The 19,856-nt window shown below is 63.7% G+C and carries 17 protein-coding genes and 4 pseudogenes; 19 read left to right on the top strand and 2 right to left on the bottom strand.

All coding sequences use genetic code 11. The features are described 5' to 3' along the window. The 17 genes and pseudogenes from rho to RHBS_RS10505 all read left to right on the top strand — a co-directional run. Positions 1 to 1,574, top strand: a 1,574-nt coding sequence (gene rho / locus RHBS_RS10590; protein WP_128645515.1) for a transcription termination factor Rho, incomplete at its 5' end; no start/stop codon positions are given. Between the two features lie 199 nt (positions 1,575 to 1,773). After that, the gene (gene rpmE / locus RHBS_RS10585; protein WP_128645514.1) at positions 1,774 to 2,007 is read left to right on the top strand and encodes a 50S ribosomal protein L31; all 234 of its coding nucleotides are present in this window, start codon (positions 1,774 to 1,776) and stop codon (positions 2,005 to 2,007) included. Positions 2,008 to 2,103: 96 nt separating this feature from the next. Beyond that, a complete protein-coding gene (gene prfA / locus RHBS_RS10580; protein WP_128645513.1) occupies positions 2,104 to 3,180 on the top strand; it encodes a peptide chain release factor 1 in 1,077 nt (358 codons plus the stop codon). Between the two features lie 107 nt (positions 3,181 to 3,287). Next, positions 3,288 to 4,096 (top strand): annotated as a pseudogene (locus RHBS_RS10575) (SHOCT domain-containing protein). A gap of 79 nt (positions 4,097 to 4,175) precedes the next feature. Then, positions 4,176 to 5,014 (top strand): annotated as a pseudogene (prmC, locus tag RHBS_RS10570) (peptide chain release factor N(5)-glutamine methyltransferase). A gap of 66 nt (positions 5,015 to 5,080) precedes the next feature. Continuing rightward, positions 5,081 to 5,743 carry an L-threonylcarbamoyladenylate synthase gene (locus tag RHBS_RS10565; RefSeq protein ID WP_121873655.1) on the top strand — a complete coding sequence of 221 codons (663 nt, stop codon included), beginning with the start codon at positions 5,081 to 5,083 and terminating at the stop codon, positions 5,741 to 5,743. 18 nt (positions 5,744 to 5,761) lie between these two features. After that, complete coding sequence (locus RHBS_RS10560) at positions 5,762 to 6,973, top strand: glycosyltransferase family 4 protein (protein WP_128645512.1); 1,212 nt, start codon at positions 5,762 to 5,764, stop codon at positions 6,971 to 6,973. Positions 6,974 to 7,039: 66 nt separating this feature from the next. Further along, entirely contained in the window at positions 7,040 to 7,471 is a 432-nt protein-coding gene (locus tag RHBS_RS10555; RefSeq protein ID WP_045199492.1) for a hypothetical protein, read from the top strand. A 441-nt stretch (positions 7,472 to 7,912) separates the two neighbouring features. After that, positions 7,913 to 8,638, top strand: a complete 726-nt coding sequence (gene atpB, locus RHBS_RS10545) for a F0F1 ATP synthase subunit A (RefSeq protein ID WP_243597129.1) — start codon at positions 7,913 to 7,915, stop codon at positions 8,636 to 8,638. Between the two features lie 78 nt (positions 8,639 to 8,716). Continuing rightward, entirely contained in the window at positions 8,717 to 8,956 is a 240-nt protein-coding gene (locus RHBS_RS10540) for an ATP synthase F0 subunit C (protein ID WP_128645511.1), read from the top strand. A gap of 7 nt (positions 8,957 to 8,963) precedes the next feature. Beyond that, positions 8,964 to 9,524, top strand: coding sequence for a F0F1 ATP synthase subunit B (locus RHBS_RS10535; RefSeq protein ID WP_121873650.1), 561 nt, complete (start codon positions 8,964 to 8,966; stop codon positions 9,522 to 9,524). Between the two features lie 8 nt (positions 9,525 to 9,532). Next, positions 9,533 to 10,360, top strand: coding sequence for a F0F1 ATP synthase subunit delta (locus tag RHBS_RS10530; RefSeq protein ID WP_128645510.1), 828 nt, complete (start codon positions 9,533 to 9,535; stop codon positions 10,358 to 10,360). A gap of 88 nt (positions 10,361 to 10,448) precedes the next feature. Further along, a complete protein-coding gene (gene atpA / locus RHBS_RS10525; protein ID WP_128645509.1) occupies positions 10,449 to 12,092 on the top strand; it encodes a F0F1 ATP synthase subunit alpha in 1,644 nt (547 codons plus the stop codon). Between the two features lie 52 nt (positions 12,093 to 12,144). Continuing rightward, positions 12,145 to 13,116: a F0F1 ATP synthase subunit gamma gene (locus RHBS_RS10520; protein WP_128645508.1), complete on the top strand. Its 972-nt coding sequence runs from the start codon at positions 12,145 to 12,147 to the stop codon at positions 13,114 to 13,116. Between the two features lie 3 nt (positions 13,117 to 13,119). Then, positions 13,120 to 14,567 (top strand): annotated as a pseudogene (gene atpD, locus RHBS_RS10515) (F0F1 ATP synthase subunit beta). Positions 14,568 to 14,597: 30 nt separating this feature from the next. Then, positions 14,598 to 14,957, top strand: a complete 360-nt coding sequence (locus RHBS_RS10510; protein WP_037193376.1) for a F0F1 ATP synthase subunit epsilon — start codon at positions 14,598 to 14,600, stop codon at positions 14,955 to 14,957. Between the two features lie 29 nt (positions 14,958 to 14,986). Beyond that, positions 14,987 to 15,423, top strand: a pseudogene (locus RHBS_RS10505) (DUF2550 domain-containing protein). Here the strand turns inward: RHBS_RS10505 and RHBS_RS10500 are convergent. Then, the gene (locus RHBS_RS10500; protein ID WP_128645507.1) at positions 15,424 to 16,026 is read right to left on the bottom strand and encodes a cob(I)yrinic acid a,c-diamide adenosyltransferase; all 603 of its coding nucleotides are present in this window, start codon (positions 16,024 to 16,026) and stop codon (positions 15,424 to 15,426) included. A 54-nt stretch (positions 16,027 to 16,080) separates the two neighbouring features. Between RHBS_RS10500 and murA the strand changes: the two genes are divergently transcribed. Then, positions 16,081 to 17,334 (top strand): UDP-N-acetylglucosamine 1-carboxyvinyltransferase, encoded by a 1,254-nt coding sequence (murA, locus tag RHBS_RS10495; RefSeq protein ID WP_094614651.1) that lies wholly within the window; start codon positions 16,081 to 16,083, stop codon positions 17,332 to 17,334. Here murA and RHBS_RS10490 read toward each other — a convergent pair. Then, the gene (locus RHBS_RS10490) at positions 17,327 to 18,724 is read right to left on the bottom strand and encodes a PLP-dependent aminotransferase family protein (protein ID WP_128645506.1); all 1,398 of its coding nucleotides are present in this window, start codon (positions 18,722 to 18,724) and stop codon (positions 17,327 to 17,329) included. The two genes, murA and RHBS_RS10490, sit on opposite strands and share 8 nt — an antisense overlap. A 148-nt stretch (positions 18,725 to 18,872) precedes the next feature. Between RHBS_RS10490 and RHBS_RS10485 the strand changes: the two genes are divergently transcribed. Next, on the top strand, positions 18,873 to 19,520 hold the full coding sequence (locus RHBS_RS10485; protein ID WP_237669149.1) for a pyridoxamine 5'-phosphate oxidase family protein: 648 nt from the start codon (positions 18,873 to 18,875) through the stop codon (positions 19,518 to 19,520). Positions 19,521 to 19,856: the final 336 nt, after the last annotated feature.

Raw genomic sequence — 19,856 nt, 5'->3', positions numbered from 1 at the left:
GTGGCCGCGGCGAACGTAGCCGCCAGGACGGGTCGGAGCGCGAACCGCGTGACGCCGACGGCAACCGCGACAACGCGAACCGTGACTCCGGAAGCCGCAATCAAGGCGACCGGGACGGCTCCAACCGCGAGAGCGGCAACCGTGACAACGGAAACCGCAATCAGGGTGACCGGGACAACTCGAACCGCGACGGCGGCGGTCGCAATCAGGGCGGTCGCAATCGCAATCAGGGCGACGGTCGCAACGACAACCGCAACGAGGATCGCAACAACGGTCCGCGTGACAACCGCGACAACAATCAGGACGACGAGGGCGAAGGTCGCGGTCGTCGGGGACGTCGGTTCCGTGAGCGTCGTCGCGGCCGCGACCGTGGCGAAGGAAACGAGGGTGGCGGTGGACGCGAGCGCGACACCGAGATCCGCGAGGACGACGTCCTCCAGCCCGTAGCGGGCATCCTGGACGTTCTCGACAACTACGCGTTCGTCCGCACCTCGGGCTACCTGGCCGGACCCAACGACGTCTACGTGTCGATGAATCTGGTTCGCAAGAACGGTCTTCGTCGCGGTGACGCCGTGACCGGCGCAGTTCGAGTGGCACGCGAAGGCGAGCAGTCCAGTCAGCGGCAGAAGTTCAACCCGCTGGTGCGACTGGACACGGTCAACGGGGGAGAGGTCGAGGCGGCGCGTAAGCGTCCGGAATTCGGCAAGCTCACCCCGCTGTACCCCAACCAGCGACTGCGTCTCGAGACCCAGCAGAACATCCTCACCACGCGCATCATCGACCTGGTGATGCCGATCGGTAAGGGTCAGCGCGCGTTGATCGTCAGCCCGCCCAAGGCAGGTAAGACCAGTGTTCTGCAGGCGATCGCGAACGCGATCGCCATCAACAATCCCGAGTGCTACCTCATGGTCATTCTTGTGGACGAGCGTCCCGAAGAAGTGACGGACATGCAGCGCAGCGTCAAGGGTGAGGTCATCGCGTCGACGTTCGACCGGCCGCCAGGCGATCACACTGCAGTTGCCGAGTTGGCGATCGAACGCGCGAAGCGCCTCGTCGAAGCCGGCCAGGACGTCGTGGTCCTGCTCGACTCGATCACCCGTCTGGGACGTGCGTACAACAACAGCTCGCCCGCATCCGGCCGAATCCTGTCCGGTGGTGTCGACTCCACCGCGCTGTACCCGCCGAAGCGATTCCTCGGTGCGGCTCGAAACATCGAGCACGGTGGATCGTTGACGATCATCGCCACGGCCATGGTCGAAACCGGGTCCACCGGCGACACCGTGATCTTCGAGGAGTTCAAGGGCACCGGTAACGCCGAGCTCAAGCTCGATCGCAAGATCGCCGAGCGGCGCGTGTTCCCGGCAGTCGACATCAACCCGTCCAGCACCCGGCACGACGAATTGCTTCTTGCTCCCGACGAGGCGGCAGTGGTGCACAAGTTGCGGCGCGTGTTGTCCGGACTCGACTCCCATCAAGCCATCGACCTGCTGGTCGACCGCCTGAAGAAGAGCAAGAACAACCTCGAGTTCCTGATGGAAGTCTCGAAGACAGCGCCCGGCGGCGCGAACGACTGAACGGTTTTCCCGGGATTTTTCCTCCGGGGAACAAGCCGGCAGGTGCGCGCGTTGTAAGCATCTGTCGGCACAGAAGTACCGGCGATTAGCAGGTCAGATGCACGCTCTGGCATAATCAACGGCCGAGTCCGGTTCCGGTTCACGTCTTCGATCGGCGAAGGCGACCCGGCGACCACTACGAAAGAACGGTAAGGACACCATGAAGGCAGGAATTCACCCCGACTACACAATGACGACAGTCGTCTGTGGTTGCGGAAATACTTTCGAGACCCGAAGCACCACCGACAAAGAGCGCATCAGCGTCGAGGTCTGCTCGCAGTGCCACCCCTTCTACACCGGCAAGCAGAAGATTCTCGACACCGGCGGTCGCGTCGCACGCTTCGAGGCTCGCTACGGCAAGCGCGCCGGCAAGAAGGCCGACGCAGACAGCTAGCTGTTTCGCCGACGCCGTCCTGTGAATCACAGGGCGGGCGTCGGCTTTTTTGTGTCCCCACCCAGCTGCACCGGCGTTCGAGAGTGAGTCATCAACATGGCGAGAACAGTCAAGCCTTCGGCGATCGACGACATCCTCGCCGAACACTCCGGCCTCGAACAGCAACTCGCCGACCCGGCTCTGCACAACGATCCCTCCGCGGCCCGCAGAGCAGGCAAGAGGTTCGCCGAGCTGGCCCCGATCATGTCCGCGCACACCAAGTTGACCTCTGCTCAGGACGACCTCGAAGCCGCGCGTGAGCTGGCGGCCGACGATTCGTCGTTCGCGGCCGAGATTCCGGACCTCGAGGCGACGGTGTTGCAGCTCGAGCAGACCCTGACCGATCTGCTGGCACCACGTGACCCGCACGACGGCGACGACATCGTGATGGAGGTCAAGTCGGGTGAGGGCGGCGAGGAATCGGCGCTCTTCGCAGCCGATCTCGCGCGGATGTATGTGCGCTACGCGGAACGTCGTGGGTGGCGTGTCGAAGTTCTCGACGCGAATGTCTCCGACCTGGGTGGATACAAGGATGCAACTCTGTCGATCAAGACCAAGGATCCGCTCGACGGCGTGTGGGCACGCCTGAAGTTCGAGGGCGGCGTCCACCGCGTGCAGCGCGTGCCGGTCACCGAATCGCAGGGACGTGTGCACACCTCCGCCGCCGGAATCCTGGTGTATCCCGAACCCGACGAGGTCGAAGAAGTTCAGATCGACGAAACCGACCTGCGCATCGACGTCTATCGCTCGTCCGGCAAAGGCGGTCAGGGTGTCAACACCACCGACTCCGCCGTCCGGATCACGCACCTGCCCACCGGTATCGTGGTGACCTGTCAGAACGAGCGCTCCCAGCTGCAGAACAAGGCGCGGGCGATGCAGGTGCTCGCAGCGCGCCTGCAGGCAGCCGCAGAAGAAGCAGCCAACGAAGAGGCCGCAGCGGGCCGAGCCAGTCAGGTGCGTACCGTCGACCGCTCGGAGCGGATCAGGACCTACAACTACCCCGAGAACCGCATCACCGACCACCGGATCGGCTTCAAGGCGCACAATCTCGATGCTGTTCTGGACGGCGAGATGGATGCACTGCTGGACGCGCTCGCCAAGGCGGATCGCGACGCTCGGATGCAAGCAGAGTAACTGCGGCACAAAGCTTTACAGATTTCGTCGGGCCGGTCCACCGATCGGTGCGATACCCTGGCGGCCAGGTTCGATCCCAGTACGAGAGCCCGAGAGGCACACCAGCAATGAACCAGGCCTTGACCCCCGCAGGCGAGAATGCCGTATCCGAGCTGTCGTCGCGCTACGGCGTCTCGACCGATGCGGTCCGCACCATGCTCGACGCCGTCAACAACGGGCGCGGCAGCATGGCGCAGTTCAACATCCCCGAGCTCGGCGGCAGCGGACAGTGGATGCGTGGCGGGATGACCATGGTGGGAAACATGTTCGATCACGGCCTCAAGAGTCGGGTCGACGGCCTCTGCCGCGACCTGTCTGCAGTGCTGTCGCAGCATCAGTTGTACCCGCCCAGGGAGACCGGCAGCAGCTCGTTCGGTGGCAACTCGTTCGGCGGTGGCTCGTGGTGGCCGTCGGACCTCGGTGCGCCGAGCTCGAGCGGTGGTCAGAACGGTTCGCAGTACGCGGTGTTCCCGGGATCTCGACGCCTCGCCGTGTCGGCCGGCGGAGAATTGGCCGTGTACGACACTCTCGATCACTCCATCGGCGGAGTCCAGCAACAGCAGGGCGGCGGACCGGGCTCGCTCGAGTTCACCAGCCAGTACGGCACGTTCACCGCAGGTAGCCTGCCTCGCGTCGACCAGCAGTCGAGCGGAACGAACTCGCAGAACCAGTCGACGCCGCAATCCGCTCCGCAGAGCTACACGCAACCTTCTTCGTCGCAGCAGTCCTCGAATCAGTCGCCTCAGGCAACCCGTCGGGCGTGGACATCTCCGACATCACGGCTGCGATCGAGGCACTCGCAGGTCTGCACGCGAAGGGCTTCCTCACCGACGACGAGTTCTACGCCAAGAAGTCGGAGTTGCTGGGGCGCGTGTGACCGGGTTGTCGGTGCCTCGTGGCAGTCTGTACTGGTGAGTCGCAAGCCGCTACGTCTGGCCATCCTCGAAGCAACGTCGATGCTCGATGCTGCCGGTGTGCCGAGTCCTCGGGTCGATGCGGAGCTGCTTGCCGCACATCTCGTCGGCGTGGAGCGCGGCCGTCTCGGTCTGGTTCCCCTCGTAGAACCCGAGCTCATCGAGGCGTACTTCCGCACCGTCGAGCAGCGCGCGAAACGCATTCCGCTGCAATACATCACGGGAACGACCTCGCTGGGCAACATCGACGTCGAAGTAGGACCGGGCGTGTTCGTGCCTCGGCCGGAAACCGAATTGTTGTTGGCCTGGGCTCTGGCGTTCCTCGAAAACGTCGACCACCATCCGCCGGTGATTCTCGATCTGTGTACGGGCTCGGGCGCATTGGCACTGGCGATCGCCAACGCTCGGCCCGACGCCGTCGTCCATGCCGTCGAACTCGACCCGTCTGCATTGGCGTGGGCTCGGCGCAATGCCGATCTGCGTAGCGGCCACGGCGACACCCCGATCACACTGCACCACGCGACGTCACGGCCCGAGATCTGTTGACCGAACTCGACGGGGCAGTCGACATGATCGTCGCCAACCCGCCCTACATCCCGGAGGGGGCAGACCTGGACCCCGAGGTGATCGATCACGACCCGCACATGGCGCTGTTCGGCGGTGCGGACGGACTGTCGGTCATCGAACCGATGATCGGCAACATCGCCCGCTGGCTTCGGATCGGCGGCGGCGCCGCGATCGAACACGACGACTCCAATGGCAGCGAGGTTTCGGCTCTGCTGTCCAGGCGACGAGTGTTCACCGAGGTCACCGCGCATCCGGATCTGGCGGGTAAACCACGGTTCGTCGTCGCCGCACGGGCACACTCGGCCCCGGCCTGACTACGGGAACGGCAGGCGGGCGACACCTGACATCACTTCGTTATCGAAGGTGGAAGGATAGGTGCCGTGAGTACCGTCTACGACTGCCGTGAAGCCGACGCGCGCGCTGCCGGATTGACCGCTGCCCGCGGTGCCCTGAAGTCCGGCCGACTCGTCGTCATGCCTACCGACACCCTGTACGGGATCGCCGCCGATGCATTCGACGGCAGCGCTGTCACGGATCTGCTGCGGGCCAAGGGCAGGGGACGCGATATGCCGGTTCCCGTGCTCGTCGGTTCGTGGAACACCATCGACGGCCTGGTCCAGAGTGTCCGGCCACGCACCAGAGACCTGATTCGTGCCTTCTGGCCCGGCGCGCTGAGCGTCGTCGTGCAGCAGGCTCCATCCTTGGCCTGGGATCTGGGTGACGCCCAGGGCACCGTCATGTTGCGGATGCCGCTGCACCCGGTTGCACTCGAGCTGTTGCGTGAGGTCGGCCCGCTCGCAGTGTCCAGTGCCAACATCTCCGGCAGTCCACCCGCCACCACCGTGACGGAGGCGCGAGATCAACTCGGCGGCTCGGCCGCGGTCTACCTGGACGGCGGACCGGCCGATCACGCGGTGGCGTCGACCATCATCGATCTGACGAGCGATCGAGCACGAATTCTGCGGGTCGGTGCCATTCCCACCGAGAAGATTGCCGAGGTTCTCGGTGTCACCGCCGAAAGCCTGGTCCCGGGAGCGTCCTGACATGCCTGTCCGCGCCGCATGAGCGTCGAGATGTTGGCTCAGTCGAATCTGGGTGCAGGCGTTCCGATCCGCGAGCTACTGCTGGTCTTTCTCACTGCCGCCGTCGTCACGTTCTTCGCCACCGGCGGAGTCCGTGTGGCGGCCATCAAGTTCGGTGCCGTCGCTGTTCCTCGTGATCGTGACGTCCACGTGCAGGCCACCCCGAGGCTCGGGGGAGTGGGAATTTACGTGGGCATGCTGGCTGCGCTGCTCTTCGCGTCGCAGCTGCCTGCGCTGGCTCGTGGATTCGACGTCGCCTACAACCGCGACATTCCCGCCGCATTGGTTGCCGGCTTCGTGATCGTGCTGGTCGGCGTCGTCGACGACCGATGGGGTCTGGACGCCCTGACCAAGTTCGTCGGCCAGGTGACGGCGGCCGGAGTCCTCGTCATCATGGGGGTGAGCTGGGTCGTTCTGTATCAGCCGTGGGGAGGCGAGCCCGGTCAGCCGGGTAGCACCCTGGTGCTCGACCAACTGCAAGCCGGACTGGTGACCGTTCTGATCACCGTCGTGATCGTCAATGCGATGAATTTCGTCGACGGTCTCGACGGGCTGGCGGCCGGTCTCGGGCTCATTTCCTCGGTGGCGATCTGCATCTTCTCCGTGGGGTTGCTTCAGGAGCAGGGCGGTGATGTCGGCGTCTACCCGCCGGCGCTGATCGCGGCTGCGCTGGCGGGCGCGTGCCTGGGGTTTCTGCCGCACAACTTCCAACCCGCGCGCATCTTCATGGGAGATTCGGGATCGATGCTCATCGGTCTGACGTTGGCCACGATCTCGACCAGTGCCTCGGGGCGGATCCCGTTGACGGCGTACGGTCCACGCGATCTGCTGGGTCTGCTGTCGCCGCTTCTGCTGGTCGGGGCCGTGATGCTCATCCCGATCCTCGACCTGCTGCTGGCTGTCATCCGCCGTACGCGGGCCGGGCGTAGTCCTTTCAGCCCCGACAAGATGCACCTGCACCATCGGCTGCTGCAGATCGGTCACTCGCACCGCCGGGTCGTGCTGGTGATCTACCTGTGGGTCGGCGTCCTCGCCTTCGGGGCGGTGGGGTCGTCCCTGTTGGACCGCCGAATAGTGGTGCTCTTGGTCGCAGCCGGTCTGGTGTTCGCGCTGGTCGTCACGGCTGTGCCCACACTGAGGGTGGAACGATCGCAGGGGTCGGAAGCGCGAAGCGCCCGACGCGGCGGCTGATCCCGTCGGTCGTTCGCGGTCGCGAGCTGGGTACCCTCGACAACTGTGACCTTCACTCCGCAGTCCATGCCCGATCAATTCGCGCCGCTTCGCGCCGCAGTCCGATACGGACTCATCGGACTGGTGGTGCTGACCGTGGTGAGCGTAGGTATATCCGTGGCCGCGGCCGGAACGCCCGGCCTGTGGGGATCGATCATCGGTGTGGCCATCGGCGGAGGCTTCGTCATCACGACGGCGTTGTCTGTTGCTCTCACCACGCGTTTTCCGGCCTCGGCGGTCGGAGCCCTGTTATTGGGCGGTTGGTTGGTGAAGATGGTGATCGCGCTGATCGTGCTGGTCGCACTCAAGGACGCGGACTTCTACAACCGCTACTCGTTGGGGCTGACGATTCTGGGAGCACTCGTTGTCGTGCTCGGTGCGGAGGTCTTCGGGGTCGTCAAGACCAAGGTCGCTTATGTGGACAGCGTCCCCGCCGAGGACAAGACCGACGATCGGTAGTACGACAGCCTGTCGTAATCGGTTAAGCTGAGGCCCGCCTACACAACGTCGTAGTTCTGTTGATAAAGTTTGCATCAAGCGGTGGGCAAGACTGGGACGAAAGAGACTTTTTCCCTGGACTCGACCCCCGCAGGTAGCAGTCAGCGTGAGCTTCCTTACAGTAGGCCCGGAGTCATCGACTTCGGCAACGTAAGGTTCCGCCCTGAGAGTTGCCGAGTCGACGTGAGTCGCCGACACCCGACAGACGCTTGGCCGATGAAGACCGGGCCTCAGCCTCTGACGATTGCGAGCCGATTTTCGTCGACTTGATAGATCGTCATTGTCCGATCGAACCGCAGTCGCTACCCGGCTGCGGCCCGAACACGGGAGAGACCGCTGAGCGTCACCACCCTGGCTGCGGAATACAGTCCGCCGTCACTATCCGATTTCTTTCCTCCCGCGGTGCTGTTCGAGGGGACCCCGTTCGAGCTCGACAGGCTGATGCTCATCCGCATCCTGATGTCGGCGATTCTGATCATCTTCATGGTGGTTGCCCTCCGCAGCCCGAAGATCGTTCCGCGTGGTCTTCAGAACGTCGGAGAGATCGCTCTCGATTTCGTTCGGATCCACGTCGCAGAAGATGTACTCGGTAAAGAACAGGGTCGTCGGTTCCTGCCCGTCATCATGACCATCTTCTTCACCGTGTTCGCGGTGAACGCGAGCGCTGTCATTCCGTTTCTGAACATCTCGTCGAATGCGCGCATCGGCCTACCGATCGTGCTCGCTGCGGTCGCGTACGTCGCGTTCATCTACGCAGGCGTCAAGAAGTTCGGCGTCGGGAAGTTCGTCAAGGGCACCATCGTCATCCCGGGCATTCCGCCGGCGATGCACGTGCTGCTGATTCCGCTCGAGTTCGTCTCGAACTTCGTACTTCGCCCGTTCACGTTGACGGTGCGTCTGCTCGCCAACATGCTGGCCGGCCACATCATGCTCGTGCTGTTCTTCAGCGCGACCCAGTTCTTCCTCTTCGAGGCGTCGGCCGGGCTGAAGATCTTCGCTGCACCCTCGCTCATCATGGGCTTCCTGTTCACGTTGTTCGAGATGCTGGTGATCTTCCTCCAGGCCTACATTTTCGCGCTGCTCACGGCGATCTACATCGATCTGTCGCTGCACGCAGACTCGCACTGACCGACCAACTGACCGAACCAGCTACACCGCCACCTCCGACACCCGGATGTGGACCGAAGAAAGGGAACGGAAAACCCAATGAGCCTTGAAGTTCTGGCCCAGGCGCAGGAAATCAACGCGACCGGCTACGGAGCCATCGGCTACGGCCTCGCAGCAATCGGCGGCGGCATCGGCCTCGGCCTCGTCGTTGCCAAGAACATGGAAGCAACCGCTCGTCAGCCCGAGTTGGCCGGTCAGCTCCGTACCACCATGTTCCTCGGCATCGCATTCACCGAGTCCCTCGCCCTGATCGGCCTCGTCGCCGGCTTCATTCTCTGAGAGCGCGATGACAAACGCGATTACGTTGCTGGCGGCGGAGGGGGAGGAATACAACCCTCTTCTGCCCGCAACCTACGACATCGTTTGGTCGCTCGTCTGTGTCGCGGCAATCGGCTTCCTCTTCTGGAAGTACGTGGTGCCGCGCTTCACCAAGGTTCTCGCTGAGCGTTCCGAGCTCATCGAAGGCGGAATCAAGAAGGCCGAAGAGGCACAGGCAGAAGCCAAGGCTGCACTCGAGCAGTACCACGCTCAGCTGGCCGACGCCCGTTCCGAGGCCGCGCAGATCCGTGAGGAAGCGCGCACTCAGGGGCAGGCGATTCTCGCCGAGATGAAGGAAAAGGCGCAGGAAGAAAGCGACCGGATCGTGGCCGCAGGTCACAATCAGCTCGTTGCTCAGCGTCAGCAGATCGTCACCGAGCTTCGGGGAGATCTGGGACGTACGGCCGTCGAACTCGCTGAGAAGGTCATCGGAGAGCAGTTGTCCGACGACGCGAAGCGTTCCAGTTCGATCGATCGCTTCCTCAACGAGTTGGATTCCGTCACCGCGGACTCCGCATCCGGAAAGTGAGTCGAACCATGTACGCAACTTCTCGTGAGGCACTCGCCCGCACGCGGTCGGTTGCCCACGAAGCTCTGGGGTCCGCGTCGGCAGGCGAGGCAACAGCCTTCGCTGCTCAGACCGGTGCCGAGTTGTTCGCCGTCGTCGACACTCTCGACGCGCAGCGCACGTTGCGTACCGCTCTCGCCGATTCGTCGGTGGAGGGCGTTCGGCGAAGCGATCTGGCCGGAGAGGTCTTCTCCGGCCAGGTGTCGAGTGCAACGGCGACGATCGTCAAGGCCGCTGCCGGCGAAAGCTGGTCCACCGCTCGTGACCTGCTGAACTCGCTGGTCGAGCTGGGACGTGAAGCTCTGCTTCGCGCCGCGGCCGATCAGGATCAGTTGGACACGGTCGAGGACGAACTGTTCCGGCTCGGGCGGATCGTGGCAGCCAACCCGCAGCTCGAGCAGGCCCTGTCGGATCGCTCGAAGCCTTCGCAGGCCAAGCGTGAACTGCTCGGTCGCCTGCTCTACGGCAAGGTCACCGCGGTCACGGAGGCGCTCGCAGTTCAGGCTGTGACGCGTCCGCGAAAGACGGCTCCCGCGGACGTACTGAACGGACTGGCCGATCTGGCCGCCGAACAGCGCGACCGCGCGGTTGCACACGTCCGCAGCGCAGCCCCACTGAGCGACAGTCAGCTCGAGAAGCTGACGGCAACCTTGACCCGCACGTACGGCAAGCAGGTCACGGTGCATGTCGAGGTCGATACCGAACTGCTCAGCGGACTTGTCGTTCGTATCGGCGACGAGGTCATCGACGGTAGCGGGGCAGGCCGCCTCGCTGCATTGCGAAAGACGCTCAAATAGTCCGACACGGACACAGTAACGAGAAGAAGCGTCTCGACTTTCGAGACATTTCACCCCGCGATCATTTGAAGGAAGAGCAGGAAACACTATGGCGGAGCTGACGATCTCCTCCGACGAGATCCGTAGCGCGATCGATAACTTCACCGCGAGCTACTCACCGGAGTCTTCCCGCGAGGAGGTCGGCACGGTTACGGACACGAGCGACGGAATCGCTCACGTGTCCGGATTGCCGTCGGCGATGTCCAACGAACTCCTGGAATTCCCCGGCGGAGTCCTCGGTGTCGCGCTGAACCTGGATGCCACCGAAATCGGTGCCGTCATCCTCGGTGACTACGAGCACATCGAAGAAGGCCAGGAAGTCAAGCGCACCGGAGACGTGCTGTCGGTCCCCGTGGGCGACGGCTACCTCGGCCGCGTCGTCGACCCCCTGGGCAAGCCCATCGACGGTCTCGGCGACATCGAGTCCTCCGAGACCCGCGCCCTCGAACTGCAGGCTGCCTCGGTGCTCGAGCGTCAGCCCGTCGAGGAGCCGCTGCAGACCGGTATCAAGGCGATCGACGCCATGACCCCGATCGGCCGCGGCCAGCGTCAGCTCATCATCGGCGACCGCAAGACCGGCAAGACCGCGGTCTGCATCGACGCGATCCTGAACCAGAAGGCCAACTGGGAAAGCGGCGACGAGAAGAAGCAGGTTCGCTGCATCTACGTCGCCATCGGCCAGAAGGGCTCCACGATCGCAGGCGTCAAGGCTGCACTCGAGGAGCAGGGCGCACTCGAATACACGACCATCGTCGCGGCTCCCGCGTCCGATTCGGCCGGCTTCAAGTGGCTCGCCCCGTACACCGGCTCGGCCATCGGCCAGCACTGGATGTACCAGGGCAAGCACGTCCTCATCGTGTTCGACGACCTGACCAAGCAGGCCGAGGCGTACCGCGCCATCTCGCTGCTGCTGCGTCGTCCGCCGGGCCGCGAGGCATACCCCGGTGACGTCTTCTACTTGCACTCCCGTCTGCTGGAGCGTTCGGCGAAGCTGTCCGACGAACTCGGTGGCGGATCGTTGACGGCTCTGCCGATCATCGAGACCAAGGCCAACGACGTCTCGGCGTACATCCCGACCAACGTCATCTCGATCACCGACGGCCAGGTCTTCCTGGAGTCGGACCTGTTCAACAAGGGCGTCCGTCCCGCGATCAACGTCGGCATCTCGGTGTCCCGAGTCGGCGGCGCGGCACAGACCAAGGGCATGAAGAAGGTCTCCGGATCTCTTCGCCTCGAGCTCGCTCAGTTCCGCGAGCTGGAAGCCTTCTCGGCGTTCGCATCCGACCTCGACGCGGCCTCCAAGGCGCAGCTCGAGCGCGGCGCACGTCTGGTCGAGCTGCTCAAGCAGGATCAGTATGCCCCGGTTGCCGTCGAAGACCAGATCGTCTCGATTTGGCTCGCAGGCCAGGGCACGTACGACTCGGTGCCCGTCGGCGACGTGCGTCGCTTCGAGACTGAACTGCTGGAGGATCTGCACCGCAACGCCAGCGGCGTCTACGACAGCATTTCCGGTGGCAAGGCTCTCGACGAGGACAACCAGAAGGCGCTGACCGAGGCGACCGAGAAGTTCAAGGCCGGATTCGTCGACTCGGACGGCAACCGCGTCGTCAACGAGGCCGAGGCCGACACTCTGAACGCCGATGAGGTCAGCCAGGAGCAGGTCAACGTCACTCGCAAGACAGTCAGCAAGTAGGCCGGCGATGACAGGTGACAAGACGAGCACAGAAGGGAGCGTGAACAGCTAGATGGCAAGCATTCTCGAGCTTCGCTCCCGCATCAAGTCGGTCAACTCGACCAAGAAGATCACCAAGGCACAAGAGTTGATCGCGACATCGCGAATCACCAAGGCCCAGGCCCGCGTTGCCGCGTCGAAGCCGTATGCGGAAGAGATCACCAAGGTGCTCTCCGCGTTGGCGAGTGCATCGAGCTCGCTCGATCACCCATTGCTCAACGAGCGACCCGAGCCCAAGCGTGCCGCAGTTCTGGTCGTGACCAGCGACCGCGGTATGTGCGGCGGCTACAACTCCAACGTGCTCAAGGAGACGGAGGAGCTGTTCCAGCTGCTCCGCTCCGAGGGCAAGGATCCGGTCATCTACGTCCTCGGCGCAAAAGGGCTGGGCTACTACACATTCCGCGAGCGGGATGTGAAGGGTGCCTGGACGGGCTTCTCGCAGGAGCCCGGGTACGCCGACGCGGCCAAGGCCAGCAGGCACCTGGTCGAGCTGTTCATGGCCGGCTCGGGCACCGAGGTCGACGCTCCCAACGGTGAAGGCACCGTCGAGGGCGTGGACGAGTTGCACATCGTCTACACCCGCTTCGTGTCGATGCTCACGCAGAAGCCCGAAGTTCGTCGTATGGCACCGCTCGAAATCTCGTACACCGACGAGGAGTACCAGATGGGTGCAGACGCGTTGAGCGACTCGCCGACCGCAGATGTGCAGGCACAGTACGAGTTCGAGCCGGAAGCAGGAACTCTGCTCTCGGCGCTGCTGCCCAAGTACATCAGCACCAGGATCTACGCGTCGTTGCTCGATGCAGCAGCGTCGGAGTCCGCGGCGCGTCGTACCGCCATGAAGGCAGCTACGGACAACGCGAACGAATTGGTCGAGACCTTGAGCCGTCAGGCCAACCAGGCTCGGCAGGCCCAGATCACCCAGGAAATCAGCGAAATCGTCGGTGGCGCCAACGCGTTGGCCGACAGCGCAGGAAGTGACTAAGCAATGACCGCAGCAGTAGCCCAAGAGAACGCGAGCGGAGCGGACACTCAGTCCGGCCGTGTCGTTCGGGTCATCGGCCCCGTTGTGGACGTCGAGTTCCCGCGCGGCTCGATTCCCGCACTGTTCAACGCCCTCAACGCAGAGATCACTCTGCCGACCGTGGCCAAGACCCTGACGCTCGAGGTCGCACAGCACCTCGGCGACAACTTGGTTCGCACCATCTCGATGCAGCCCACCGACGGACTCGTCCGCGGCACTGCAGTCATCGACTCGGGCAAGCCGATCTCGGTTCCCGTCGGTGACGTCGTCAAGGGCCACGTGTTCAACGCCCTCGGTGACTGCCTGGACACCCCCGGACTCGGCCGCGACGGCGAGCAGTGGGGCATCCACCGCAAGCCACCAGCCTTCGATCAGCTCGAGGGCAAGACCGAGATCCTCGAGACCGGCATCAAGGTCATCGACCTTCTGACCCCGTACGTCAAGGGCGGAAAGATCGGTCTGTTCGGTGGTGCCGGTGTCGGCAAGACCGTTTTGATCCAGGAAATGATCACTCGTATCGCACGCGAGTTCTCGGGCACCTCGGTGTTCGCAGGAGTCGGCGAGCGTACCCGTGAGGGCACCGACCTTCACCTCGAGATGGAAGAGATGGGCGTCCTCCAGGACACCGCCCTCGTCTTCGGCCAGATGGATGAGCCGCCCGGCACGCGTATGCGCGTGGCGTTGTCGGCACTGACCATGGCGGAGTACTTCCGCGATGTTCAGGGACAGGACGTTCTTTTGTTCATCGACAACATCTTCCGCTTCACACAGGCAGGTTCGGAGGTGTCGACCCTTCTCGGTCGTATGCCGTCGCTGTCGGTTACCAGCCCACGCTGGCGGACGAGATGGGTGAGCTCCAGGAGCGCATCACCTCGACCCGTGGACGCTCGATCACCTCGCTGCAGGCGATCTACGTTCCCGCCGACGACTACACCGACCCGGCCCCGGCGACGACGTTCGCGCACCTCGATGCGACGACCGAGCTTTCGCGTCCGATTTCGCAGATGGGTATCTACCCCGCTGTGGACCCGCTGAGCTCCACGTCGCGCATCCTCGAGCCCGGCATCGTCGGTGCGGAGCACTTCCGCGTCGCCAACGAGGTCAAGCGGATCCTGCAGAAGTACAAGGAGCTGCAGGACATCATCGCCATCCTCGGCATGGACGAGCTTCAGGAAGAGGACAAGGTTCTGGTCGGCCGCGCACGCCGCCTCCAGAAGTTCCTCGGCCAGAACTTCATCGTTGCCGAGAAGTTCACCGGCGAGGCCGGTTCGGTCGTGTCGCTCTCCGACACCATCGAGGCATTCGACAAGGTCACCAAGGGTGAGTACGACCACCTTCCCGAGCAGGCCTTCAACAGCTGTGGCGGTCTCGACGATGTCGAGGCAGCCGCGAAGAAGATGGCCGGAAAGTAGACCGACGTGACTTCTTCCGAGAAGAGCGGCATGGAGGTCTCCCTGGTCGCTGTGGAGCAAAAGCTGTGGTCCGGTACCGCGACCATCGTCAGCGCTCAGACCACCGAAGGTGAGATCGGCATCATGCTGGGCCACGAGCCTGTCCTCGGGCAGTTGATCGAGGGCGGCACGGTGTCGATCACGACCACGGACGGCGAGAAGCTCATCGCAGCCGTCCACGGTGGATTCCTGTCGGTGACCGGTAAGACGGTCACCGTGCTGGCAGAATCGGCCGATTTCGCCGACGACATCGATGTCGAGGCGGCACGGGCTGTAGTGGCAGAGAACGGCGACGACCTCGAGGCCATTGCTGTGGCCAAGGGTCGTGTCCGCGCTGTCGAGCGGTCCTAGGTTCACGAGAAGCCGCGACGAGACCTGCGATGCACTACGGATTGATTGTTCTGATCATTCTGGTTGTGCTGCTCGCAGGGCTCGTCGCGGCTTTTGCGTACCGTCTGATGGTTCTTCGCCGCGGGGGAACTGCGGCGATCATGCGAGTGCTGCCGTCGGACGGTGGTGCCGGGTGGCGCCACGGCATCATTCGATACGGCGACAACACCCTCGTCTTCTTCAAGCTGTCGAGTCTTCGCCCCGGCCCCGATCATCGGCTGGGTCGGCAGGACATCCATGTGGGTGATCGACGAGCCCCACGGGACACCGAGTTCGACATCATGACACCCGACATCGCGGTGTTGGAACTGTCCGACAACGGTAAGTATTTCGAGATCGCCCTGGACCGAAGTGCGTTGACCGCTTTCCTGTCCTGGTCGAGTCTCGGCCCTCCGGCCGCTCGCGTCGCCGACGACCGGCGGCCTGATCAGCTCTCGTCGGTAGTCGGATCGCTCGGCGCGCGGCTCGATCCGGGAACCCACTGGACGTCGCCTTCGGGGTTGGCGTAACGACTCAGAATGAACAGTAGATCCGAGAGTCGGTTGAGGTATTTCGCCGGCAAGGCACTCGTTGTCTCCGGGCTCGCGTGCACTGCGGCCCATGCCGACCGCTCCGCGCGTCGGGCCACCGTTCGTGACACGTGTAGCAACGCTCCCAGCGGCGTTCCACCTGGCAGAATGAACGACGTCAGAGCGGGAAGCTCCTCGTTGAACTCGTCGCACCAGCCTTCGAGGCGGTCGACGTAGCTCTGATCGATGCGCAGAGGCGGGTACTGCGGGTTCTCGACGACCGGAGTCGACAGATCGGCCCCCGCGTCGAAAAGATCGCTCTGGATGGTGCGAATCACCGAATGCACCGATTCGGGCGGGTTGCCCAGTGCGAGAACCACACCCAGGCTTGCGTTGGTCTCGTCGCAGTCCGCGTAGGCGATCAGACGTTCGTCGTTCTTGGACACTCTGGAGAAATCGCTCAGCCCGGTGGTCCCGTCGTCGCCGGTTCTCGTATAGATGCGGGTGAGGTGGACGGCCATGCGCGCTACGGTACCGCGCGGGTGTCGGTCGGTCCCGCTGGCTACGCTGTCGACGTGAGTGAACGCTTTTTGGTCAACGGTGGAAATCGCCTCGTCGGTGAGGTGGCGGTCGGTGGTGCAAAGAACAGCGTCCTCAAGTTGATGGCGGCAGCGCTGCTGGCAGAGGGCACGAGCACGATCACCAATTGCCCCGACATCCTGGACGTGCCACTGATGGCGGAGGTGTTGCGTGGGCTCGGCTGTGAGGTCGAGTTGGAGGGATCGGTCGTTCACATCACCACTCCGGCCATGCCGAAGTATCACGCCGACTTCGCGGCAGTTCGCCAGTTCCGAGCTTCGGTGTGTGTGCTTGGACCGTTGGTTGCGCGATGCAAGAGAGCTGTCGTGGCACTGCCGGGTGGTGACGCGATCGGATCGCGTCCCCTCGACATGCACCAGTCCGGTCTCCAATTGCTCGGAGCACGCAGCGAAATTCAACACGGGTGTGTCGTCGCGGAAGCAGACGAGCTGCGCGGCGCGAACATCAGACTGGCCTTTCCTTCCGTTGGTGCCACCGAGAACATCTTGATGGCCGCAGTCCTCGCCACCGGGGAGACGGTGATCGACAACGCCGCGCGTGAGCCGGACATCGTCGACGTGTGCAACATGCTCAACGAGATGGGTGCCGACGTCCGCGGTGCAGGTACATCGACCTTGACCATTCGGGGTGTGAGCGCGCTGAAGCCGACGACCCATCGGGTGATCGGCGATCGCATCGTCGCTGCGACCTGGGGAATCGCCGCTGCCATGACTCGTGGGGATGTACGAGTCCGTGGGGTCAACCCCAAGCACTTGTCGTTGGTGTTGGACAAGTTGAGATCTGCCGGAGCCGAGGTCACCAGCGAGCCCGACGGCTTCCGCGTCGTTCAGCACGAGCGCCCGAGGGCGGTCAATTTCGCGACGCTTCCGTATCCAGGGTTCCCGACCGACCTGCAGCCGATGGCCATCGGACTCGCGACCGTCGCCGACGGCACGTCGATGATCACCGAAAACGTCTTCGAGGCTCGGTTCCGGTTCGTCGAGGAGATGATCAGGCTCGGGGCCGACGCGCGTACCGATGGCCACCACGCCGTGGTTCGCGGTGTACCGCAGCTATCCAGTGCGCCGGTATGGTCCTCCGATATCCGGGCCGGGGCCGGCTTGGTTCTCGCGGGGTTGGTGGCCGACGGTACGACAGAGGTGCACGACGTGTTCCACATCGATCGCGGCTATCCGAGATTCGTCGAGAACCTGAGTGCGCTCGGTGGCAGCATCGAGCGGGTCAGCTGAGTAGCGCGGCTTCCAGCGCTTCGACCAATATGCTTATGGCATAGTCCAATTCGTCGTCGGAGACGGATCCGTATCCGACGACGATTCCACCCCGGGCTGTGTGCGAGCGGGTCGAGTGTTCGAGTGTCGGTACGTCCACGCCACTCGCTGCACACGCGGTAGCGACGTCGCGCGCTGTGCCGGTATCGACGATCAACACCGTATGCAGCCCGGCTCCGACTCCCCTGAGCTCGCCGAACCTGGCCAGCGCTGCGGCGACCATGCGGTCACGGGTGCGATATATTCGCCGCGCAGTTCGGACGGCTCTGTCCCATTCGCCGTCGCGCAGCATGGACGTGATTGCCTGCTGGACGGGAACCGATGGGTGGTCGCCGATCGCGCGGCGCGTTGCCGAGATGCGGTCGACCATAGTCTGGGGTGCCACCATCCAGCCGAGACGTATCCCGGCACCGAGGGTCTTGGATACGGTGCCGAGGTAGACGGTTCGATCGGGTGCCAGTTCGGCCACTGTGGGCAAAAGTGCTGCACCATAACGAAATTCGGAGTCGTAGTCGTCCTCGATGATCATCGAATCGTTGCCGCGGGCCCAGTCCGCCAGGGCGCGGCGACGGCCGATGGGCATGAATGCGCCGGTCGGGTACTGATGCGACGGCGTGACGTACACGGCTGGTGTCCGCGGGGGAGCCGAGTCGAGCTGTTCGACGATCAAGCCATCGCGATCGACGGGAACGTCGTGTAAGGACCACCCGCGGTGCGTCGTGAGAGCAGCAGCGGACTTGTATCCCGGATTCTCCAGTGCCAGAACATGTTCGACGGATTCGGAAGCCGAGAGCGCACCCAGGGCGAGATCGAGACCGTGAATGCTGCCCGTCGTGATCACGATCGACGCTGGAGTGGTGTGCAGTCCGCGTGCGCGGCGGAGTAGTTCGGCGACGCGAGTCCTCAGTTCGAGAGTGCCGGCGGAATCCGGATAGTCGCCGGGAGGTGGTGTGCCGCCGACATCGCGCCACGCGCGCTTCCAGGCATCGGATGCCGAGGGTGGAGTCCACGGGATACCCGGGCGGAGCGATATCCGCGGGGGTGTTCGTGGGGCAGTAAGTGCGCTCGAGGCCATCGCAGCCGATCGACTTGCATGGGGGATTCGTCGGACGTAGTTGCCCGAACCGCGCCGGGCATCGAGCCAGCCTTCTGCGACGAGCTGTTCGTATGCCTTCTCCACGACCGCACGCGCAATGCCCAGATCGACGGAAAGCGCTCGGGTACTGGGCAATCGAGAATCGGGTTGCAGCTCTCCGTCGTCGATTGCGGATCGGATGCGATCGGCCAGTTGGACGGGCAGCGTCCGAGCGTCGGCGCGATCGATGGTGATCGACAGAGAGATCGGGAGCATCGAGTTTCGGTCTCCTTCGGCATCCGTGTAAAAGTGGCCTGCACAAATTCATCTCCATTGGACCATGACGGAAGGCCACTCGTACCGCATCCTGAACACCATGACAGCCGACGACGTGCCTCTTTCCCCGACAGCGCGAACCGTAGTGATGAGGGGTAGAAATCGTGCCGGCCTCGAACGGGCAGCGTTGCTCGACGTCCTGCGCTCGGCGCGCATCTGTCATCTCGGCGTGATCGTCGCTGGGGTGCCTCGCGTCGTACCGACGGTGTTCGGTGTCGATCCCGCCGGTCCGGACAGGGAAGGCACGCTGTACCTGCATGGATCCGTGGCATCACGCAGCATGATCGACGCTCCTGAACAGGACATCTGCGTCACCACGACTGTCGTCGACGGACTGGTCTTGGCCCGATCGGCATTCCACCATTCGATGAACTACCGAAGTGCCGTCGTGGTCGGGCGGCCTCGACGAGTGGAGGACGCCGACGAACGGATTCGAGCCTTGGACGCGATTGTCGATCAGGTGGTCCCCGGAAGGAGCGCGCATGTGCGTTCGCATACGCGGAAAGAGCTGGCTGCCACCGCAGTGCTGGCGCTTCCGATGTACGAGGCATCGGTGAAGTCGCGGTCCGGTGGACCGGTCGACGACGACCTCGACATCCAACGGGGAGACGTGTGGGCCGGAGTTGTTCCGGTGTGGGAGGCACTCGGCGATGCCGAACCTGCCGCGGACCTCGCGGGGGATATTCCGGTGCCGGAGCATGTGGACAATGTGCGCCGGAAGGCGACGCGAGGGTGAACGCCGTTGCGGCAGTGGTAGTTCAGGCTGTGGCTGGCATCACATCTGCACGTTGGAGCGTGTAGCAGGCGCGGCGACGTGACACTACGAGGTCGAGCTGCGTGAATGCCCCGAGAGTGTCAGTCGACCTGCCGATTTGCGTTGGTGTGGTTGGTGGCGTAACTTTTGTCGAGTCAGAGCGACGGACACCGACCCGGTCTTCACGGACAGGGTGAACGAGGTTGGACGTGTGGCTCGGCAGGTTTTATCCCCCAAGAGTCGGGCCTTGTGTCCGAGACCAAGCTGGGATAGGCTGGAACAGTTGCCCTTGAGGCCGACGGACTGTGTGTTCGTGGG

It is taken from the genome of Rhodococcus sp. BS-15 (assembly GCF_000813105.1).
GTDB lineage: Bacteria > Actinomycetota > Actinomycetes > Mycobacteriales > Mycobacteriaceae > Rhodococcoides.
Note: the sequence above shows the minus strand (reverse complement) of the source record. Positions and strands in the feature narration are given on the sequence as shown.

Coding starts and splice junctions, on each gene's coding strand:
- rpmE (WP_128645514.1), top strand. CDS start 1,774: ATGAAGGCAGGAATTCACCCCGACTACACAATGACGACAGTCGTCTGT.
- prfA (WP_128645513.1), top strand. CDS start 2,104: ATGGCGAGAACAGTCAAGCCTTCGGCGATCGACGACATCCTCGCCGAA.
- RHBS_RS10560 (WP_128645512.1), top strand. CDS start 5,762: ATGAGCGTCGAGATGTTGGCTCAGTCGAATCTGGGTGCAGGCGTTCCG.
- RHBS_RS10555 (WP_045199492.1), top strand. CDS start 7,040: ATGCCCGATCAATTCGCGCCGCTTCGCGCCGCAGTCCGATACGGACTC.
- RHBS_RS10540 (WP_128645511.1), top strand. CDS start 8,717: ATGAGCCTTGAAGTTCTGGCCCAGGCGCAGGAAATCAACGCGACCGGC.
- RHBS_RS10535 (WP_121873650.1), top strand. CDS start 8,964: ATGACAAACGCGATTACGTTGCTGGCGGCGGAGGGGGAGGAATACAAC.
- RHBS_RS10530 (WP_128645510.1), top strand. CDS start 9,533: ATGTACGCAACTTCTCGTGAGGCACTCGCCCGCACGCGGTCGGTTGCC.
- atpA (WP_128645509.1), top strand. CDS start 10,449: ATGGCGGAGCTGACGATCTCCTCCGACGAGATCCGTAGCGCGATCGAT.
- RHBS_RS10520 (WP_128645508.1), top strand. CDS start 12,145: ATGGCAAGCATTCTCGAGCTTCGCTCCCGCATCAAGTCGGTCAACTCG.
- RHBS_RS10510 (WP_037193376.1), top strand. CDS start 14,598: ATGGAGGTCTCCCTGGTCGCTGTGGAGCAAAAGCTGTGGTCCGGTACC.
- RHBS_RS10500 (WP_128645507.1), bottom strand. CDS start 16,026: ATGGCCGTCCACCTCACCCGCATCTATACGAGAACCGGCGACGACGGG.
- RHBS_RS10490 (WP_128645506.1), bottom strand. CDS start 18,724: ATGCTCCCGATCTCTCTGTCGATCACCATCGATCGCGCCGACGCTCGG.
- RHBS_RS10485 (WP_237669149.1), top strand. CDS start 18,873: ATGAGGGGTAGAAATCGTGCCGGCCTCGAACGGGCAGCGTTGCTCGAC.